The following is a 17,440-nucleotide window of genomic DNA, read 5'->3' as shown; positions in this document are numbered from 1 at the left end:
TTATTTAAATATTTTTATAAATTGAAAACCTGTTTTTTCACCATCTTACTTGGTATGGATATGTTTCGTATATGGAATTGCCTTCAGATATTGTGTTTCCCATTTCTCCATCTAATTTTGCCTTGGCATATAAAGTTCTAAATTCTTCGATTTTATTTAAGCGTAATAAGCAAATGGATTTATAGTATTCTACATCAGAAAAATTAGGGTTTGATAATAAAGATTTATCGAATATAGCAATGGCTTCTTCCCATTTATTTTGCTCATATTTACTAATACCATAATAAAATAAATCTAAAAAATGTGCTTCTCCCCATTCTTTCTCTTGTTCTTCAATATCTATTTTAAAAATTTCCTCTGCTTTTTTATATTTATTTAGCTGTAAGTTACATAAAGCTATATGAAATTTATAAGTGTGGTCCATAACATATGAATTACCTTCGGTTTCGATGCATTTTTCAAAATCTTTAATAGCATCTTTATATGTTTTAGAAAATATACATTTGATAAAAGCACGGTAACTTAACCATCTTTCTGAATTATAAGTTACTGCTTTATCTAAATATTCCATACCTACTTCATATTTTTTCACTTTAAAATATGGCATTGCTTTTTGTTGCCAAAAATATGCAACAGTACTATCAATTTTTAATCCTTGATTCAAGCAGTTTTGCCATTCTTGCATTTCAAATCTATAATTATAGGTTTTAGCACAATTAGTTACATATTTTTCTATTAATGAGTCCTGTCTATTTTTTTTTGTATCACTAGTTTCTTTTATTGATTTATTTTGGTTCTTGCATTGAAGAAAAAATATGCATAGAAAAAGAATCAATATATTATTTAATTGAATTTTATAATGAGTAAGGAATTGATTCATCAATATTTTTAAAGGTTCAGGTTCAAATGTTGGGTAACGGTTCTGTATATGGTTTGTTGCGTGATTAAGCACCTAATTTAGCAAATAAAAACCGAATAGAAAATTCGCGAGAATTTTCGTAAGTAGGCTAGAACTAGCAATAAATTATATACTTTGTTGGCAGTAGTACTTATTCACTATTTAACCTTTTAAAAACAGAAATAACGACGCTTTGATTTTCGTTATCATCTTTCATAAATGATGTCAAAGCAGGCATTAAACCTAATAAACCACCAAGTATTCCAATTGGTGATGTAATTGTAGCAATAGTAGATAGTAGTGCAATAGTTCCACCACCTGCTCCAGCGATGTTTCCAGCTGATTTAACTGTTGACTTGATTAGTTTTTTATTTTGCTTTTCTATTGCTTCTTTAAGTTTAAGTCTAATAACGTCAATATTTCTGTCTCCTCTCAATGAACCACCTAAAGTTATTGTATTTAGATACTCTGTATAGAAATCTTTTTGTTCGTTTATTATGGAATAATATTCTGACAATGGCTTTTTAAGAGCTACTTTAAATTCCTCTTGATTTAATATTTTTTCAGACAACAATCCTCCCAAAATACCTTCATAAGCAAAAGTTCCTGCATCTTTTCCGATTATCATAGAACTATCAATTTGATTATCTATAATTCTTTTGAAACTTTCATCTGATTCAGCAATTGTATATGGTTGTAGCTTACAATTTTTGGTAATTGATAATATATTTAAAAGGCTAATTAATTCAGGTGTGACTATTGTTTTTTTAGCAACTTTCTTAATAAGTTTTTTGGAATTTTTATTCCAATAAAAAGGTGAAGGTATTATAACAAAGCGACCTTTTTTTGCTAGTTCTAGAGCTAATACAAGATTAGCAGAAGCTTTTCCAAGTAGAACTTTATTAATTTGACTAACTTTTTGGTCTTTTAATATTCTCTCAAATATGTAGTCAATAGCGACAACTCTATCTCCTAATAAATATCCCGTTTTTAATGCTACTTCAAAATTATCAATAAGTCCGAAAAGACCTGATTGAATATTAGAATCGTGACTATTTTGTAAAATCTTAATTGCTGAATCGGAATCTTTCCAAATTGCGGACAAATCATTTTTTAAATTGACTATATCGTCATCTACAACATAATCAGGGAAAAATAAAGCTTGATTATCAAATATTTCTATCTTAAGATGCTTTTTTATTAGCTCTATATAGTTAATTGTAAAATGATTATAGTTCATGAAATTGATATTGACACTCACTTTTAATTAAAGCTTTAATGTCTTTTTTAAACTGTTTTGAGTCTTCCAAATCGAATTTTTCTAAAATATTTTCAACATCTTTCCATCTTCCAAATGTTTTAATTTGAGCTTTTAAAACACAACTTATCAAATCAATATCATTTTCGTAAAAATCATCTGGCTTTTCTCTGAAATTTTTATAAAACAATAGTATTTTTTTTAAGACTTTCTTTGGGATTTTGTTATTGCACATTTTTGCGAAATGGTTCATGTGGTCGTTCCATAGTAAACCTGCCCTTTCATCTATGGATATATAAATGTGATGCCAATAAGACTTCTTACTAATGTCCCATAAATAGCGTAAATAGTCTGCAATATAATCTTCTTGGAATCTTCTAGCATTGACCTTTATTTCTATTTCATCATCGCTCATTGACTCAATTACCTGTTTCGCTACTTCAGGACCATATTCAGCTAGAGAATGGTGAAAATCTTCTGTCCATATTTCACCAATTATAGAATCCTTGATTTTAGAAATATCGTCTTTCATTTGCGGTTAGTTTGTATTACTGCCAACAAAGATATATGATTACTATTAACTATATATCTCTTATATGCGGACTAAGATAACAAATCTTTTATGTCTGTAAAGGAGTTTGTCGCAACATGGGTGTAAATTTCCGTAGTTTTAGTAGAGCTATGTCCTAATAATAACTGAATGTAGCGAATATCTGTGCCACTTTCTAGTAAATGCGTGGCGAAACTATGTCTTAACATGTGTGGTGTTACCCGTTCTCTAATTCCTGCATTTTTAGCTGCGTTAACAACAATTTGTAATACACTAGAGCTACTATATTGATGGTCAGAAATTGGACTTTCAAATAAATAGGTTTTAGGCTTGTACAATTTAAAATAGGTTCTCATGTCATTCAAGACACTTTGGTTAAGAACCGTATAACGGTCTTTGTTGCCTTTGGCGTGTTCGACCCTTATAACCATTCTTTTACTATTAATATCTTTTAGTTTTAATTGTAATAACTCGCTTCTGCGTAAACCAGAAGAATATAACAGACTTACAATACATCTGTGCTTTATGTTGTTCGTATGATTAATTATTGAAATTATTTCTTCCTTCGAAAGTACTTTAGGTAATTTTTTCTCCTTCCTGGGCCTTTCTATTTGATAAAACCTATTGGGCATACCAAGCACCGATTCGTAATAAAATTTAATACTGTTAATAGCGATGTTTATATAAGAATCAGATTTGTTGTCTTGGATCAATTTCAAAATATAATTGCGAACATCATTTTCATTAATTTGAATTAATGCTTTAGAGTAAAAATAGTTTATAAACGTTTCAAAGGCATGAATGTAACTTTTAACCGTATTGTTAGCGTATTTTTTTAATTGCAACTTATCTAAATAGGAGGTAGGACAATGACGAAAATGTTCTGGTACATCCCGTTTTCTAAACCATGTGATATCCATGGGTTCGTTGTTATCATGTATTGGTTTATTGTCAAAAAAGTAATTGCAATTTACCCAAGCAACACCACTAAAAATACTGAAAATCTTGTTAAGATTCTGCTCTGAGTTTATCACGTAAGCCATGTTAAACGCATCACTCCACCTTACGTTAGGAAGTTCTTTAACAAGGGCGTGAATGACCTTGTCTGTATTGAATTGTAGGCCGATATATCTTTTCTCTTTAATTAAAAGATGCTTTAAAGTCACATTTCTACCTTTTTCCATAACGGTTGTTTTGTGCAACTTACTGTATGTAAATGATTTAATCGTATCTTATGCGAATAGAATGCGTATATTATACTGGTAATCTAAAAAAAAAATGAGGATTCATAAAATGTGCCTGTATTGTAATACTGAGTTAACTGGAAGAACCGATAAAAAGTTTTGTGATCCACAATGTAAAAGCGCCTATCAATATCAACAAAGAAAAGAGCAGCCAGAAAACTTTTATAATCGTGTAGACAACCAACTCAAGCGCAATAGAAAAATATTAAAGGAATATAATAAAGGAGGAAAAGTTACCGTCAGAGCCAAAATCTTAAACGCATTAGGCTTCAACCCCAAATTCATCACCCATTATTGGAAAAATGGTAAAGGTGATACCTACCTGTTTGTCTACGAGTATGGGTTTTTAAAAAAGAAAGAACACCATATCGAAAAGTATGTTTTAATTAAATGGCAAGAATACATGGAATAATAGCCCTCTGCACTTTTATATTAAAAACGCATACTAGTCCTCACATTAAATACCCGCGGCATTAAATAATTAGGAATAGCATATTGGCGTTTACTATACACATCCCTTACCCATGTATTGGTTATGGAATTTTGCACATCGAAAACATTAAAAATCTCAAACCCTAGTGATAATGCTTTAAAGGGTTTTTTCCACCCAGAAGCATACTGCTTTTTATCATCTACCACTACAAATTGAAAACCAATATCGGCACGCTTATAATCTGGCAAACGCAATTGGTAATCGTAAGGATCTGCATAACTTGGTGAGCCACCAGGTAAGCCTGTGTTATACACTAAATTTAAATACATTTTAAAGTTAGGTAGGTTTGGCACATAATCTTGAAACAATGCTGCAAATTTTAAACGTTGATCTGTAGGTCTTGCAATATAACCACGGTTGTTTATATTTTCTTCGGTTTTAAGATACCCAAAGCTAAACCAGCTTTCGGTTCCCGGTACAAATTCGCCATTTAAGCGTAAGTCTAAGCCATAGGCATACGCTTCTGCCGAATTGTTGGCGCGATAGCGAATACGTACGTTTTCTACCGTGTACGGATTCACATCACTTAGCTTTTTATAATACGTCTCTGTCGTGAGTTTGAAGGGGCGGTCCCACATCTTAAAACTGTAATCATTGCCTAATACCAAATGAAACGACCGCTGTGCTTTAACATCAGGCTGAACCCTACCGTTAGCACCACGTAATTCTCTATAAAAAGGCGGTTGGTAATACAAACCACTACTAATACGAAACAACATGTCTTTTTCCCAATTGGGTTTTATAGCAAATTGTGCTCTTGGACTAACGACAGTTTGTGTGGCCCCAGTAACCGTAGCATCTTTTACCGTCCAGCTGTGCGATCGTACACCCGCGTTGTACCAAACCTCTGCATCGCCAAGGGTTGCACGCCTGCTCCATTGTAAATAGGCCTGTAAACGGTTTATTTGCGTGTTGTTTCGTGCTTGTACGTTTTGAAAAGCAGTGATAGGAAAACTGTCTGGCTCATAAGGTTCCTGGTTAAAACCTCCAGAGCCTGGCGGATTAATAGAAAATCCTGCCGAATCTATGACTTCCCATTCTATTAAACGATCACGAATGTCTTCATTCGTATATTTAACAGACCATTTTATTTCGTTGTCGTTAAGGTCTGCCGTTCCTTTATGTTCTACCGTTGTAATGAGCGCATCTAAATCGTTTCTTCCATGATTTAATTGGCCGCCAATGCCTTCAGAAAAGGCTACCGCTCCTAAATCTTCATCGCCAATATTACTGTTTACTTCCCCTAAACGGTATTGTGCTAAAATATCAAAATGCTCTTCTTCTGTGGTATGATATGTTGAGGCTACTAAATTAACAGTCACGTTATCATTTACTTGATAACTGCCTTGTAACGCACCAAATAAGGTTTGATAGCTGTCGCGTTCCTGACCGTCATAAAACACTAATAGGGCTAAGGGATTGTCTAACGTTCCAAAATTAGTTTGCCGCGTTTGCGGTTCATAATTATAAGTGTTTAGCGAAGCGTTTCCTAAAAAAGACAATTCAAACCTGTCTGTAAATTGATAGGTTAAATAACTTTGTGCATCTAAAAAACTAGGGTCGTAATTGGTTTCGGTTTCTTTAGCACTTACCAAAAGCGTATTATCACGATACCTTACGCCAGCGATTCCTGTAAACTTAGAATCGTTACTAACCGTTTCAACCGCTATGCTACCGCCAAGTAAGCTTAAATCTGCAGCAATACCAAAAGCGATTGGTTTTTTATAGCTAATGTCTAAAACAGAAGAGAGCTTATCGCCATATTTAGCCTGAAAACCACCAGCCGAGAAATCAACATTCGCAACCAAATCACTATTCACAAAACTCAAACCTTCTTGTTGCCCAGAACGTACTAAAAAGGGTCTGTAAACTTCAATGCCATTAACATACACCAGGTTTTCATCGTAATTTCCACCTCTAACAGAATATTGTGTGCTTAATTCGTTATTGTTATTAACCCCAGGAAGCGATAAAAGAATGTTTTCAACCCCTGGATTCGCGCTTGGAATTTTTCTTAACAGCTCTGGCTCTATAGTCACGATACCTTGAACATCTTTTCGCTTTCTGCCGTTAAGCACCACTGTAGACATTTGCTCGACAGCCATTTTCATTACAGGATTAAACTCAAAGGTTTCTCCGTTTTTTAAATTTACGGTAACACGCACATTTTTGTGCGCAATATGAGAATATACAAGGGTTACATTAGTATTGGCTTCAATAATAAGTTCATAAAAGCCATTCGTATTGGTTTGTGTACCATTAGTAGGCGTTTTTATGTTTACACCCTCTATTGGCAGCGTGTTTTCATCTAAAATAACACCATGTATCGTCGCCGTTTGCGCCAGTGTAAACAAAGGGATAAGGAAAATGAAGAGTTTTAGTGCGTTGGTTTTTGTAATCAATGTTTATCTTTTTAATCGGTGTCAGTCCCGAAATTTCGAGAGCGTATAATTGGAACTAAAATTCGGTTTAGGTAAAATACCTAGCGCAGCTTTCGAAAGCGTATCAATCTAAAAACGAGACCTATTGACTGCAAACCATTTAAAATTTAAGCGACTTATTTTCTGAAAAAAGTCGATTCAAATGTAGTACTATTTCCCACATGATCTGTAACAATTACTTTTAAATTATTTTTAGTAGCACTCACTATGCCATCATTAAAATCGTAAGTTAAGGTCTTTTCCTTATAGTCATATTCCATTAATATCCATTGCCCATTAACAGTAGCGCGATAGTTTGAAACCCCGGTGACGTCATCATCAATTTTCACTTTTAAGAAACGGTATTTACTTAACCAAGAACCGTCTTTAAAGTTCACAGGCACCACAGTTGGAGCCACCGTATCTCTTGCTAAAACGTAAGTTCCTAAATCTTTAGTATTTGTGAACAGTGTATTTCCTTTGCGTTTCGTAGTAGAGTAGCTTGGAAAATTATTCCAGCCCACTAATTCTGCTATATAAAACTGTTTTAAATCTGCCTCGGCATACTTACTAATGTCGTAGCTAATGGTAAAGGTTTTTTTTACTGGGAGCGTGGGTTTATGCAAAATCAAGGTGTCGTTGTTTACATTAAAATACATAAAGAAATTATCGTAAAACGTATCTTTAGGAAAATGAACAGTCACAGAGCCTTCAGCTAAATCTGTAATGTCACGATGTTCAATGTAGTACTGTGTTTTTATTTCTTCTTCAACATCATTTGGTGCCTGCTGGGTTCCTTTTATATTAATGTCAATGCGTGTTTCATTACCTTTAAAATCACCAATGTTTACTTGATATACAGAAGAAGTTCCATCAGTAATAGACAAATACCCCTGATTTATGGTATTGTTATATAGGCTTAACGGATTGTTTTTTTCGAGGAATAACTTCTGAAGCCGTTCTTTATGCTCCTTAAAATGTTCATAATCAATCAAACGATTTAAATGTTTGGTTTCTGCAAATGAAAATCGCCTGAAATCAATTTCAAAATTAGGAAGACCATTATAAAAGGTTGAAATGTTGTAAACGCCATTGTTATTAGCGGCCATATCTTGCCGGTCTACTGTTTCTACGGCAAAGCCAATAGTGCCAAAGGCTTTTAAATCTTCAATTTTATAATCGCCACCTTTTTGTGGAATAAGCCTTAATTTTTGCTTTTTATTCGAACCATTAACGTGAGACTGTTTTCCAATAGGATAGGCATAAACATTAGAAACAATAGGTTTTCTTGTGTCTTTAACGTCTATACCAAAGAGCATAGGGTTAATAGGCCGTTCTTCATTATCACGAATTTCAAAATGCAAATGCGGACCCGAAGAACTTCCGGTATTGCCAGAATAGGCGATAATGTCGTTTTTTTTGATTTTTAAGGCTTCTGTTGTGGGAAACAATTCAATAACAAAGGATTCTTTTTCGTATTGCTGGGCTTTTACATAGGCTTCAATTTCTGGGCTAAAATGTTGTAAATGAGCATAAACACTGGTGTATCCATTAGGGTGTGTTACGTAAAGCGCTTTTCCGTAGCCATAATGTGCCACTTTAATACGGCTCACATAACCATCGGCAATGCCATATACTTTTAAGCCTTCTACACCTTGTGTTTTAATATCTAAGCCAGAGTGAAAATGGTTAGACCGCAACTCAGCAAAGGTTCCGGCCAATACAACAGGAATGTCTAAAGGAGACCCAAAGTACTCCTGTGGATAGGGGTTTTGGGAAAAAAGAGAAGGGCTTAAAAATAAGAATAAAAGGAGTAATCTCATAAAATATAGCGTTATACCAGTTTGGATTTTAAATTTATAGTAATTATTTGAATTATTTTTTATTTAAATGCCATAGAAATCATGAACGTATGAACTCAATAGTAAGATGTCGTTAACTAAAATAGTAATATAGCAAGCGATTTACAGAGAAAAAAGTAACATAATTAGAGGTCCATTTAAAAGCTAAATTAGGATGAGTGCTAAAGTATGTAATTGGTAACAAATAGCAAAGCGAAATCAAATACTGAAGCCTATTTTTTATTTTAAATCAAACCCCTTAAAGTATTTCTCTTTTAATGCGAATGTTTTTATTGGTTATTTAGTGAAACAGGGGTGAGCTGCGCGCTTTGAGAAACAAGAAGGATGTTAACCACACTCGTCTGATTCTCAGAACACAAAAACTATTTTAAAACACACTTTAAATTTTATCAAAAAACAATTGTAAAATAGGTTGCGTTCTGTTAACTTTGTAAGATAAGTATTGATATTTGTAAATGAGTAATATAGAAGCAATTGTAGATGCTCTAGAGAATAAAATTAGTAAAGTATTACACAGTCAGCGTGTTTTAAAGCAAACTAATTTAAAATTAACAGAGGAATTGCAGCTATCCAAACGCACTATTCAAAATCAGGAATTAGCAATAGCGACCTGGCAAGAAAAGTACGAATCGCTCAAGATGGCCAATTCAATACTTGGCAGTGATAACGATAAACGAGAAACTAAACTCAAAATAAACGCGTTAATAAGAGACATAGACCATTGTATTGGTCAACTATCAGAATAACGTAACATAGCATTTATGGCTGAAACGCTTAAAATAAAGCTTTCAATAGCTAATCGGGTCTATCCTTTAAACATTCCTCCAAGCCAGGAAGAAGGATTACGAAAAGCAGCTAAGAAAATTGATGCGATGATAAAACAATTTGAGGAAAGTTATTCTGTGAGAGATAAACAAGATGTTTTAGCAATGTGCGCTTTACAGTTTGCCTCTCAAGTAGAACAGAAAACTATAGAGAAAGAGCAAGTGAGTGACCATGTTGAAGTGAAATTAAAAGCACTTAATGATATGATTCACGACCATTTAAGCTCTTAACATACGTTCTTATAAATAAATTAAAGGTTACTGCCTACATTAATTATTTTTTTTTGATAAACTCAACGTTAATTCTTTAAAAAGGGTGAGTTGAAGTTGTAAAAGCGGGCTGCTAGTGTTAGTTTATTCTAATATCTTGAGCAGATACTTGATCAGCTTGTTAGCCCTAAACTTGTTTTTAAGGAGTTTATACAAAACCAAAATTGATGTAGGCTTTTTTATATTCAAAACTAACTAAAATGGAGAACACAATTTTAATAATTGTTGGAAGTATAGCTATTGGCGCAATCATAGGTTTTATTATTGCTAAATTACTTGAGAGAAATCACGCTTCTAAACTAATAAAAAACGCAAAGAAATCTGCTTCAAATATTTTAAGAGATGCTAAAAATGAAGGAGAAAGTACTAAAAAAGATAAAATTTTACAGGCTAAAGAGAAATTCTTAGAGCTTAAAGCAGAACATGAAAAAGTGATCTTATCTCGTGATAAGAAAATGTCTGAGGCCGAAAAACGAACCCGTGATAAGGAATCTCAGGTGTCTAATGAGTTGGCTAAAAACAAAAAGCTTAATGATAGTCTTGAAGCTAAAGATAAAGATTATAATCACAGATTAGATATTCTGGATAAAAGGCAAGAAGAGTCTGACAGACTGCATAAAAGGCAAATAGAACAATTAGAAGTGATTTCTAGTTTGTCTGCCGAAGAAGCCAAAACACAATTAGTAGAGTCTTTAAAAAGTGAAGCGAAAAGCGATGCCATGTCCTACATTCAGGATACAATGGAAGAAGCAAAACTTACCGCACAACAGGATGCTAAGAAAATTATTATTAACACTATTCAACGTATTGGAACAGAGGAAGCAGTAGATAACTGTGTGTCTGTATTTAATATTGAAAGTGATGACGTTAAAGGGCGCATTATTGGACGTGAAGGAAGAAATATTCGCGCTATTGAGGCGGCAACAGGCGTTGAAATTATAGTGGATGATACTCCAGAAGCTATTATTTTATCCTGTTTCGATTCTGTAAGACGTGAGATTGCACGTTTGTCTTTACATAAATTAGTAACAGACGGAAGAATTCACCCTGCAAGAATTGAAGAGGTTGTAGAAAAAACAACAAAGCAAATTGAGCAAGAAATTATCGAAGTTGGTAAACGTACCGTTATAGATTTAGGAATTCACGGTTTAAACCCCGAACTCATAAAAATGGTAGGACGTATGAAATACCGTTCGTCTTACGGTCAAAACTTATTACAACACTCGCGTGAAGTTGCAAAACTTTGTGGTATTATGGCTGCAGAACTAGGTCTCAATCCAAAGTTAGCAAAACGCGCAGGATTACTACACGATATAGGTAAAGTGCCAGATGCAGAAGCAGATATGGAAACCCCGCATGCTATTTTAGGGATGCAGTGGGCTGAGAAATACGGTGAAAAACCTGAGGTGTGTAATGCTATTGGTGCCCACCACGATGAAATTGAAATGACTTCATTATTATCGCCAATCATTCAGGTTTGTGATGCCATCTCTGGAGCAAGACCAGGCGCAAGACGCCAGGTATTAGACTCTTATATTCAACGTTTAAAAGACCTTGAGGATGTTGCTTTTGGTTTTAACGGAGTAAAGAAAGCCTATGCTATTCAAGCCGGACGTGAATTGCGTGTTATCGTAGAAAGTGAAAAAGTGAATGACCAGAATGCTGCCGATTTATCGTTCAGCATTTCACAAAAAATTCAAACCGATATGACCTATCCTGGACAAGTAAAGGTTACCGTGATTCGTGAAACCAGAGCGGTGAATATAGCGAAGTAAAGCAGGAGATTAAAGAAGTAAATGATATATAAATGAAAGCGCAACGTTAAACCGTGGCGCTTTTTTTAGTTTATTTTATCTACTAAACGGCGTTAGGTCTTTCGCAAAGAATAGGGTAAACGTAGCGCCTACATTAACAGTGCTAGACACTTCTATTTTCCCTCCAAAGGCTTCCATTTGACTTTTTGTTAGATATAAACCAACACCTTCAGCATTCTCATTGTGATGGAAGGTTCTATAAAGCCCAAAAATGTCACTGCCGTATTTTTCTAAATCAATACCCAATCCGTTGTCTTCGATATTTAAAATAGAAAAATCAGTCGTTTCACGTGAGGTTATAGTTATGATTGGTTTTCTTTCCGGATGCCTGTATTTTATAGCATTAGACAATAAATTTTGTATAATACTTTCTAAGTAAGCTGGATTAAAAGATATAGATAAATGAGCGTCAACGCGATTATTTATAATCGCTTGATGTTCTTTAATATCCATATCCAGCAAACGAATGCCTTGTTCAATATACCTTTTAAGAAAAATGTTTTCTGTAGTTATTTTATCTTTAGATTCTACAGAAACAATTTTGGTAAGATTCAAAATGGTATTGCTTAAAGAGTCAGATAAAACATCTAAGACCGTCATGATTTCTTTCTTTTCACTGTCATTATCTGTTTCTCTATAAAAATTTAGTAAACTTTTAAAATTCCCAGAATGTTCTTTAAGATTATGCGTAACAATGTGTGCGAAATTTTTAAGCTTGTTGTTCTGTCCTGTTATTAAACTTAGCGTGTTGTTTATTTTAGTCTCCTTTTCAACAAGTTCTGTAATATCGGTATGGGTGCCAATAACTCTTACCGGAACTCCATTTGAATCACGTTCTATTATTTTACCTTTATCTTGAATCCATTTGTAGCTTCCATCATTACATAATACGCGATGCTTGTTTTGGTAGATAGGGCATAAACCATTTAGATGGTCTTGAAAATCCTGAAAATATTTTTCTTTATCATCTTTGTGAACCCTATCATTCCAATCCTGAGAGTTGGTACCAAAGGTGTTATCATCATCCAGGTAGCCAAGAATGAATTTAGACTCTTTAGAGTAGGAAACAATATCTTCATTGGTCGTATTATCCCAATGCCATACACCAACATTAAAATTCTCAAGTGCAAATTGCCATTTCAGAGTTTCAAAATCATCAATTCTGTTGTGTTTAACACTTGCATTTTTAGACTTCATTAGTGAGGTTATCTGTAAAAGTTTAAGCGGAAATTTTTAAAAGTTCGATAAGATAATATAAATAGCAATATAAAAAGTTTTTTTGTATTCATTATAAGCATGGGGCATCAAATGCTGTCATTTTATAATGGTTTTTTGATTAATTAGTGTGTTCAACCTCATTTAATTTTTTTATTGTCTATAACGATCGTAAATGTTGTTCCAACGTTCACTTCACTTGCAACAGAAATCGTACCACCAAAAGATTCAATTTGATTTTTAATAAGATACAAACCAACACCTTCTGCATCTTCGTTATGATGAAACGTTTTATAAAGCTCAAAAATGTCTTTGCCAAACTTCTTTAAATCGATACCTAAGCCATTATCGCTAAACTTAAATATAATATTGCCATTTGAAAACTGTGAGGTAATTTCCACCACGGGGTTTCTCTCTGGATGCTTATATTTAATGGCATTGGAGATTAAATTTTGAATGATGCTCTCCAAATAGGCCGAATTGTAATAAATGTAAAGCTTTGGGTTTATTTTATTAATAATAGTGGCATTGCTTTCTGTGATAACAACGTCTAATAACTTTAAGGTACTGTCTACAAACTCGCTAACGCAAAGCTTTTCTACATGGGTTTCCTTTTTTGATTGTACAGAAACAATGTGATTTAAATTTTGAATGGTTTTATTTAACGCCGCAGACACCTCTTTGAGATGTACAATTAAGTCTTCTTTTTCTGAATGGCTTTCGGCCTCATCATAAAATTCTAATAGGCTTTCAAAGTTCCCAGAATATTGTTTTAAGTTATGGGTAACAATGTGTGCAAAATTCTTTAACTTATTGTTTTGTTTGGTCGCTATCGTTAGGGCGTTTGCAACTTTAATTTCGTTTTCTATTTCATCTGTAATATCTGTGTGTGTCCCTACAAAATGTATGTAGCCTTCAGTGGTATGATCATTAATTACTTTTCCTTTGTCTAGAATCCATTTATAGGAACCGTTTTTGCACTTTATACGGTGTTTGTTAGTGTATATGGGGGTCAAACCGTTAATATGATCTTGGTAGTCCTGAAAGTATTTTTTACGATCGTCAGGATGTACCCGATCATTCCAATCGTCTAATGAGTCTCCAAAAGCGGGGTCGTCTTCAAAGCCAATAATAGATTTAGATGATTTTGAGAAATAGACGCTGTTGCGTCTTTCATTAAATTCCCAAACGCCAATTTTAGAAATCTCTAAAGCGGCTAGTAACTTTTCCATTTGATTTTGACCTGGTTTTTTCAAATTCGAACATAAAGTCTTCGTTTCACTCATAATTAGTATTATTGTGTGCTTGAAGGGATTCGAATTTTTTGATTAATAGCGCATACAATATACATAAAATATCTTTAAAAGATACATTGTCAACGCTATAAGATGTTGTTATTGCCTTGGATGAAAGTTTTGAATAACCTCCTTTAAGTGCCTTTTGTCTACGTGCATGTAGATTTCTGTAGTAGTGATGCTTTCATGGCCAAGCATGAGTTGTATGGCTCTTAAATCGGCACCATTTTCTAATAAATGTGTTGCAAAAGAATGCCTGAAGGTGTGAGGAGATATGGTTTTGTTTAGGTTTGTTTTTACAGCTAAAGTTTTAATAATAGTAAAAATCATGGCTCTGGTGAGCTGTTTTCCTCTTCTATTTAAAAATAAAGTGTCTTTAAAATCATTAGCTATCTGCATGTGATTTCTAATGTCTTTTCTATACAGGTTGATATATTTTTGAGTGCTTTCAACAATAGGTACAAAACGTTGTTTATCGCCTTTACCTGTGACTTTAATAAACCCTTCCTCAAAAAATAAATCGGAAATTTTTAAGCTTGTTAATTCGCTAACCCGCAAACCACAACCATATAATAGTTCTAAGATTGCACGGTTACGTTCGCCCTGTGGCGTGCTTAAATCGATAGCACTGATTAGTTGGTTGATTTCTGATTCTGATAAAGTATCGGGTAATTTTCGTCCAATTTTTGGCGAGTCTATGGTATCTAACGGATTACTCTCACGGTACACTTCAAAAATTAAGTAATTAAAAAAGCCTTTTAAACCAGATATTAATCGTGATTGCGAACGTGCATTTACCGTTTTAGCAATGGTATAGATAAACTGCTGCACTGTTTCTTTAGTAATAGCAATGGGCGATACGGTAATAGCGTTATCGTCTAGATACGTCATGAGCTTTTTAACGTCATAACTATAGTTATTTATCGAGTTTTCAGATAATCCGCGTTCTATCTTGAGATATAATTGGTAGTCTTTAAGTGCATGTTGCCATTTCATATGCTAAAAATAAAAAAGTCGCTTACAAAATAAGCGACTTTTTTCAATATTTTTAAATAGGCTTAATTTATAAACCAGGATAGTTTTCAGTGATGATATCGATACCATCAATAATCCACCAAACACCTAATCCGCCAAGAGTTAAGATAAAAAGAATGTTCCAACCAATTGGGCTTCCTAAATACCATCTGTGGGCAGCAAAGCCACCTAAAAACAGCCATAAAAGCAAAGCTATAAGCATTTTATCTGCTCGCTTAACCATCACTGCGGGAGAGGTCATTGCCTCGACATCTGAATCGTTAGTAGACACGGTAGTCGTAGATTCTACACTAGTTGTTGCTCTTTTTACGGGAAACGAAGCACTCGCTGTCGTTACAGCCATAAAAAACACTAAAAATGAGAGTAATAGTTTAATTTTCATAGTTAATTGGTTTAAGTTTGTTTATCAATATTAACAATTTAATTTCAGCTATGAAACATATCCTTTCCTTTTTTTTAGTCTTTTGTACTCTTTTATTCGCAACTGCTCAGGAATCTCATGAGTTTGTTGGGGTCATAAAATTAAATGACTCGTCATTAATTTCATTAAAAATAATGCTTAAAGCAGAAGAAGGTAAAATAAGTGGGTATACATTAACCGATCTGGGCGGTGAACATGAAACAAAATCAAGCATTACCGGGTTTTATAATGAAGACGATAACGTTTTAGTTTTTAAAGAACTAGCAACAGTATACACGAAGTCTCCAGTGTCTGAAGCCGATTTTTGTTATATGAATTTCACCTCAGATAACTACAGACTTGGCAAATCTAATAAGCTTACGGGGAAGTTTAAAGGGCTATTTCCAGACAATACCGTCTGTATTAATGGAGAACTCTTATTATCTACTGTAGAGAAATATAATCAACGTGTAGAAAAAGCGACCAAGATGATTGCTAAAACAAAGCGCATTCCAGACAGTGTAAAACAAAACATTAATCTAAGCAAAATGATGGACTCTGTTCAAATGAATGTTTTAAAAAGCAATCAGGTAATGAGTGTGTTTTCCAAATCTAAAACGGTTAGAATTGAAATTTATGACGGCGGTCAGTTAGATGGCGATCGCATTAGCTTGAAAGCAAATGACAAAACACTGTTAACTAATTTTGAAACGAAAGCCCAGCCCAAAGTCTTAAATCTAGAACTAAAAGAAAAGAAAACGGCTTTGGTTTTAACCGCTAACAATACCGGATCTATATCGACTAACACCGCTGTGATTGAAATTTTTGTTGATGGGCAAAAAATAAGGGCTTTATCAAACTTAAAAACCAATGAGTCTACACAAGTGGATTTATATCTTAAACAATAATGTGACAATAAAATAAAAATTGCGCTCTATAGCTAAAAATATGAGCTCATGTCTAAATTGTTTATCATATAAATTATTGATTATCAGATATTTAATTTGTTTTGGTCTTTTGTGCAGATGTTAATGTATTCAAAAGGGAAAACTTTAAATGCGTCATTTCTTCTATCTTTGAATCAAACTTAAAACAACTTATTTATTATGAAAAAATTAATTTTATGCGCAGCAGTAGCTATATTTGGTTTAACGAGTATACATGCGCAAGACAATAGCATGAATAATACGAATGATGGCATTGATTTTGGAATTAAAGCTGGGGTAAACTTCGCAAAACTTACGGGTGACGATGTAGAAGATGCCGATGGCAGAACAGGTATTCATTTTGGAATCGTGGCAGAAATCCCGGTATCAGATGTCTTTTCTATACAACCAGAGGTATTGTATTCACAACAAGGTTTGCAACAAGACTTTGAAGGTGGAGAAAGTAAATTAAAATTAGATTATATTAATGTTCCTGTATTTGCTAAGTTTTATGTGGCTGAAGGATTGGCATTCGAATTTGGACCTCAGTTTGGTTTTAATGTGAGTGCAAAATCTGAATTTCAAATAGAAGGGGCAAGTGGAGAAGAGACGGCATCAATAGAAAGCGATTTAGAAGATTCTGTTGAAGCTTTCGATTTTGGTGCAGGTGCTGGCGTATCTTACAAATTTGACGGCGGAATGTTTTTACAGGCCCGTTATGTTTTAGGATTAACCAGTGTTTATCAAGGCAGTAGCGAAGGTCTTTTTCAAGACGATTTAAATAACTCTAATTTAAGTGTGTCTTTAGGATATAAATTCTAATACTAGCTTAAATGAGTATCATCTAAAACCGAAACTTAATTGTTTCGGTTTTTTCATTACACTAACATCTTATTAGTCAGTGGTTTATCATCTAAAGTGCTATTTTTTTTTTTT

The 17,440-nt window shown here is 33.7% G+C and carries 16 protein-coding genes and 1 other RNA gene; 7 read left to right on the top strand and 10 right to left on the bottom strand.

Annotated elements, in window-relative coordinates:
- Window positions 1–37: 37 nt before the first annotated feature.
- From GQ46_RS03655 to xerA, 4 genes are all read right to left on the bottom strand, one after another.
- Window positions 38–880, bottom strand: coding sequence for a tetratricopeptide repeat protein (locus tag GQ46_RS03655; RefSeq protein WP_231567319.1), 843 nt, complete (start codon window positions 878–880; stop codon window positions 38–40).
- 169 nt (window positions 881–1,049) lie between these two features.
- On the bottom strand, window positions 1,050–2,138 hold the full coding sequence (locus GQ46_RS03650) for a hypothetical protein (RefSeq protein ID WP_044398483.1): 1,089 nt from the start codon (window positions 2,136–2,138) through the stop codon (window positions 1,050–1,052).
- Window positions 2,128–2,688 carry a hypothetical protein gene (locus tag GQ46_RS03645; RefSeq protein WP_044398481.1) on the bottom strand — a complete coding sequence of 187 codons (561 nt, stop codon included), beginning with the start codon at window positions 2,686–2,688 and terminating at the stop codon, window positions 2,128–2,130. Before GQ46_RS03645 ends, GQ46_RS03650 begins: the two co-directional genes overlap by 11 nt.
- 71 nt (window positions 2,689–2,759) lie before the next feature.
- Window positions 2,760–3,890 (bottom strand): site-specific tyrosine recombinase/integron integrase, encoded by a 1,131-nt coding sequence (xerA, locus tag GQ46_RS03640; protein ID WP_044398479.1) that lies wholly within the window; start codon window positions 3,888–3,890, stop codon window positions 2,760–2,762.
- Between the two features lie 94 nt (window positions 3,891–3,984).
- On the opposite strand from xerA, the gene GQ46_RS03635 reads away from it, so the two are divergent.
- Window positions 3,985–4,362 (top strand): hypothetical protein, encoded by a 378-nt coding sequence (locus tag GQ46_RS03635; protein WP_044398477.1) that lies wholly within the window; start codon window positions 3,985–3,987, stop codon window positions 4,360–4,362.
- Window positions 4,363–4,382: 20 nt separating this feature from the next.
- Here the strand turns inward: GQ46_RS03635 and GQ46_RS03630 are convergent, their stop codons facing one another.
- Entirely contained in the window at window positions 4,383–6,842 is a 2,460-nt protein-coding gene (locus GQ46_RS03630; RefSeq protein ID WP_044404484.1) for a carboxypeptidase-like regulatory domain-containing protein, read from the bottom strand.
- Between the two features lie 158 nt (window positions 6,843–7,000).
- Window positions 7,001–8,686, bottom strand: a complete 1,686-nt coding sequence (locus GQ46_RS03625) for a M23 family metallopeptidase (protein WP_044398475.1) — start codon at window positions 8,684–8,686, stop codon at window positions 7,001–7,003.
- A 494-nt stretch (window positions 8,687–9,180) separates the two neighbouring features.
- Here GQ46_RS03625 and GQ46_RS03620 point away from each other — a divergent pair, with 494 nt between their 5' ends.
- From GQ46_RS03620 to rny, 4 genes are all read left to right on the top strand, one after another.
- Complete coding sequence (locus GQ46_RS03620) at window positions 9,181–9,471, top strand: hypothetical protein (protein ID WP_044398473.1); 291 nt, start codon at window positions 9,181–9,183, stop codon at window positions 9,469–9,471.
- Between the two features lie 15 nt (window positions 9,472–9,486).
- Complete coding sequence (locus GQ46_RS03615; RefSeq protein ID WP_044398471.1) at window positions 9,487–9,780, top strand: cell division protein ZapA; 294 nt, start codon at window positions 9,487–9,489, stop codon at window positions 9,778–9,780.
- Between the two features lie 60 nt (window positions 9,781–9,840).
- Window positions 9,841–9,969, top strand: a non-coding RNA gene (ssrS, locus tag GQ46_RS17355) — 6S RNA.
- Window positions 9,970–10,019: 50 nt separating this feature from the next.
- Window positions 10,020–11,594: a ribonuclease Y gene (gene rny / locus GQ46_RS03610; RefSeq protein ID WP_044398469.1), complete on the top strand. Its 1,575-nt coding sequence runs from the start codon at window positions 10,020–10,022 to the stop codon at window positions 11,592–11,594.
- 75 nt (window positions 11,595–11,669) lie between these two features.
- On the opposite strand, the gene GQ46_RS03605 is transcribed toward rny, so the two are convergent.
- The 4 genes from GQ46_RS03605 to GQ46_RS03590 form a co-directional block, all read right to left on the bottom strand.
- Window positions 11,670–12,830, bottom strand: a complete 1,161-nt coding sequence (locus tag GQ46_RS03605) for a PAS domain-containing sensor histidine kinase (protein WP_044398467.1) — start codon at window positions 12,828–12,830, stop codon at window positions 11,670–11,672.
- Window positions 12,831–12,988: 158 nt separating this feature from the next.
- A complete protein-coding gene (locus tag GQ46_RS03600) occupies window positions 12,989–14,080 on the bottom strand; it encodes an ATP-binding protein (protein WP_231567317.1) in 1,092 nt (363 codons plus the stop codon).
- A 162-nt stretch (window positions 14,081–14,242) separates the two neighbouring features.
- On the bottom strand, window positions 14,243–15,139 hold the full coding sequence (xerD, locus tag GQ46_RS03595) for a site-specific tyrosine recombinase XerD (protein WP_044398463.1): 897 nt from the start codon (window positions 15,137–15,139) through the stop codon (window positions 14,243–14,245).
- Window positions 15,140–15,206: 67 nt separating this feature from the next.
- Entirely contained in the window at window positions 15,207–15,560 is a 354-nt protein-coding gene (locus GQ46_RS03590) for an NINE protein (RefSeq protein WP_044398461.1), read from the bottom strand.
- 50 nt (window positions 15,561–15,610) lie between these two features.
- Between GQ46_RS03590 and GQ46_RS03585 the strand changes: the two genes are divergently transcribed.
- Both GQ46_RS03585 and GQ46_RS03580 read left to right on the top strand, forming a co-directional pair.
- Window positions 15,611–16,486 carry a hypothetical protein gene (locus tag GQ46_RS03585; protein WP_044398459.1) on the top strand — a complete coding sequence of 292 codons (876 nt, stop codon included), beginning with the start codon at window positions 15,611–15,613 and terminating at the stop codon, window positions 16,484–16,486.
- Window positions 16,487–16,684: 198 nt separating this feature from the next.
- Window positions 16,685–17,326, top strand: coding sequence for a porin family protein (locus GQ46_RS03580; RefSeq protein WP_044398457.1), 642 nt, complete (start codon window positions 16,685–16,687; stop codon window positions 17,324–17,326).
- The last annotated feature ends 114 nt before the right edge of the window (window positions 17,327–17,440 follow it).

The sequence above is a fragment of the Lacinutrix sp. Hel_I_90 genome, assembly GCF_000934685.1.
Lineage (GTDB): Bacteria > Bacteroidota > Bacteroidia > Flavobacteriales > Flavobacteriaceae > Lacinutrix.
The sequence above is the reverse complement of the archived record's forward strand: the minus strand, read 5'-3'. Positions and strand labels throughout refer to the sequence as shown.

Coding starts and splice junctions, on each gene's coding strand:
- GQ46_RS03655 (WP_231567319.1), bottom strand. CDS start 880: ATGAATCAATTCCTTACTCATTATAAAATTCAATTAAATAATATATTG.
- GQ46_RS03650 (WP_044398483.1), bottom strand. CDS start 2,138: ATGAACTATAATCATTTTACAATTAACTATATAGAGCTAATAAAAAAG.
- GQ46_RS03645 (WP_044398481.1), bottom strand. CDS start 2,688: ATGAAAGACGATATTTCTAAAATCAAGGATTCTATAATTGGTGAAATA.
- xerA (WP_044398479.1), bottom strand. CDS start 3,890: ATGGAAAAAGGTAGAAATGTGACTTTAAAGCATCTTTTAATTAAAGAG.
- GQ46_RS03635 (WP_044398477.1), top strand. CDS start 3,985: ATGAGGATTCATAAAATGTGCCTGTATTGTAATACTGAGTTAACTGGA.
- GQ46_RS03625 (WP_044398475.1), bottom strand. CDS start 8,686: ATGAGATTACTCCTTTTATTCTTATTTTTAAGCCCTTCTCTTTTTTCC.
- GQ46_RS03620 (WP_044398473.1), top strand. CDS start 9,181: ATGAGTAATATAGAAGCAATTGTAGATGCTCTAGAGAATAAAATTAGT.
- GQ46_RS03615 (WP_044398471.1), top strand. CDS start 9,487: ATGGCTGAAACGCTTAAAATAAAGCTTTCAATAGCTAATCGGGTCTAT.
- rny (WP_044398469.1), top strand. CDS start 10,020: ATGGAGAACACAATTTTAATAATTGTTGGAAGTATAGCTATTGGCGCA.
- GQ46_RS03605 (WP_044398467.1), bottom strand. CDS start 12,830: ATGAAGTCTAAAAATGCAAGTGTTAAACACAACAGAATTGATGATTTT.
- GQ46_RS03600 (WP_231567317.1), bottom strand. CDS start 14,080: ATGGAAAAGTTACTAGCCGCTTTAGAGATTTCTAAAATTGGCGTTTGG.
- xerD (WP_044398463.1), bottom strand. CDS start 15,139: ATGAAATGGCAACATGCACTTAAAGACTACCAATTATATCTCAAGATA.
- GQ46_RS03590 (WP_044398461.1), bottom strand. CDS start 15,560: ATGAAAATTAAACTATTACTCTCATTTTTAGTGTTTTTTATGGCTGTA.
- GQ46_RS03585 (WP_044398459.1), top strand. CDS start 15,611: ATGAAACATATCCTTTCCTTTTTTTTAGTCTTTTGTACTCTTTTATTC.
- GQ46_RS03580 (WP_044398457.1), top strand. CDS start 16,685: ATGAAAAAATTAATTTTATGCGCAGCAGTAGCTATATTTGGTTTAACG.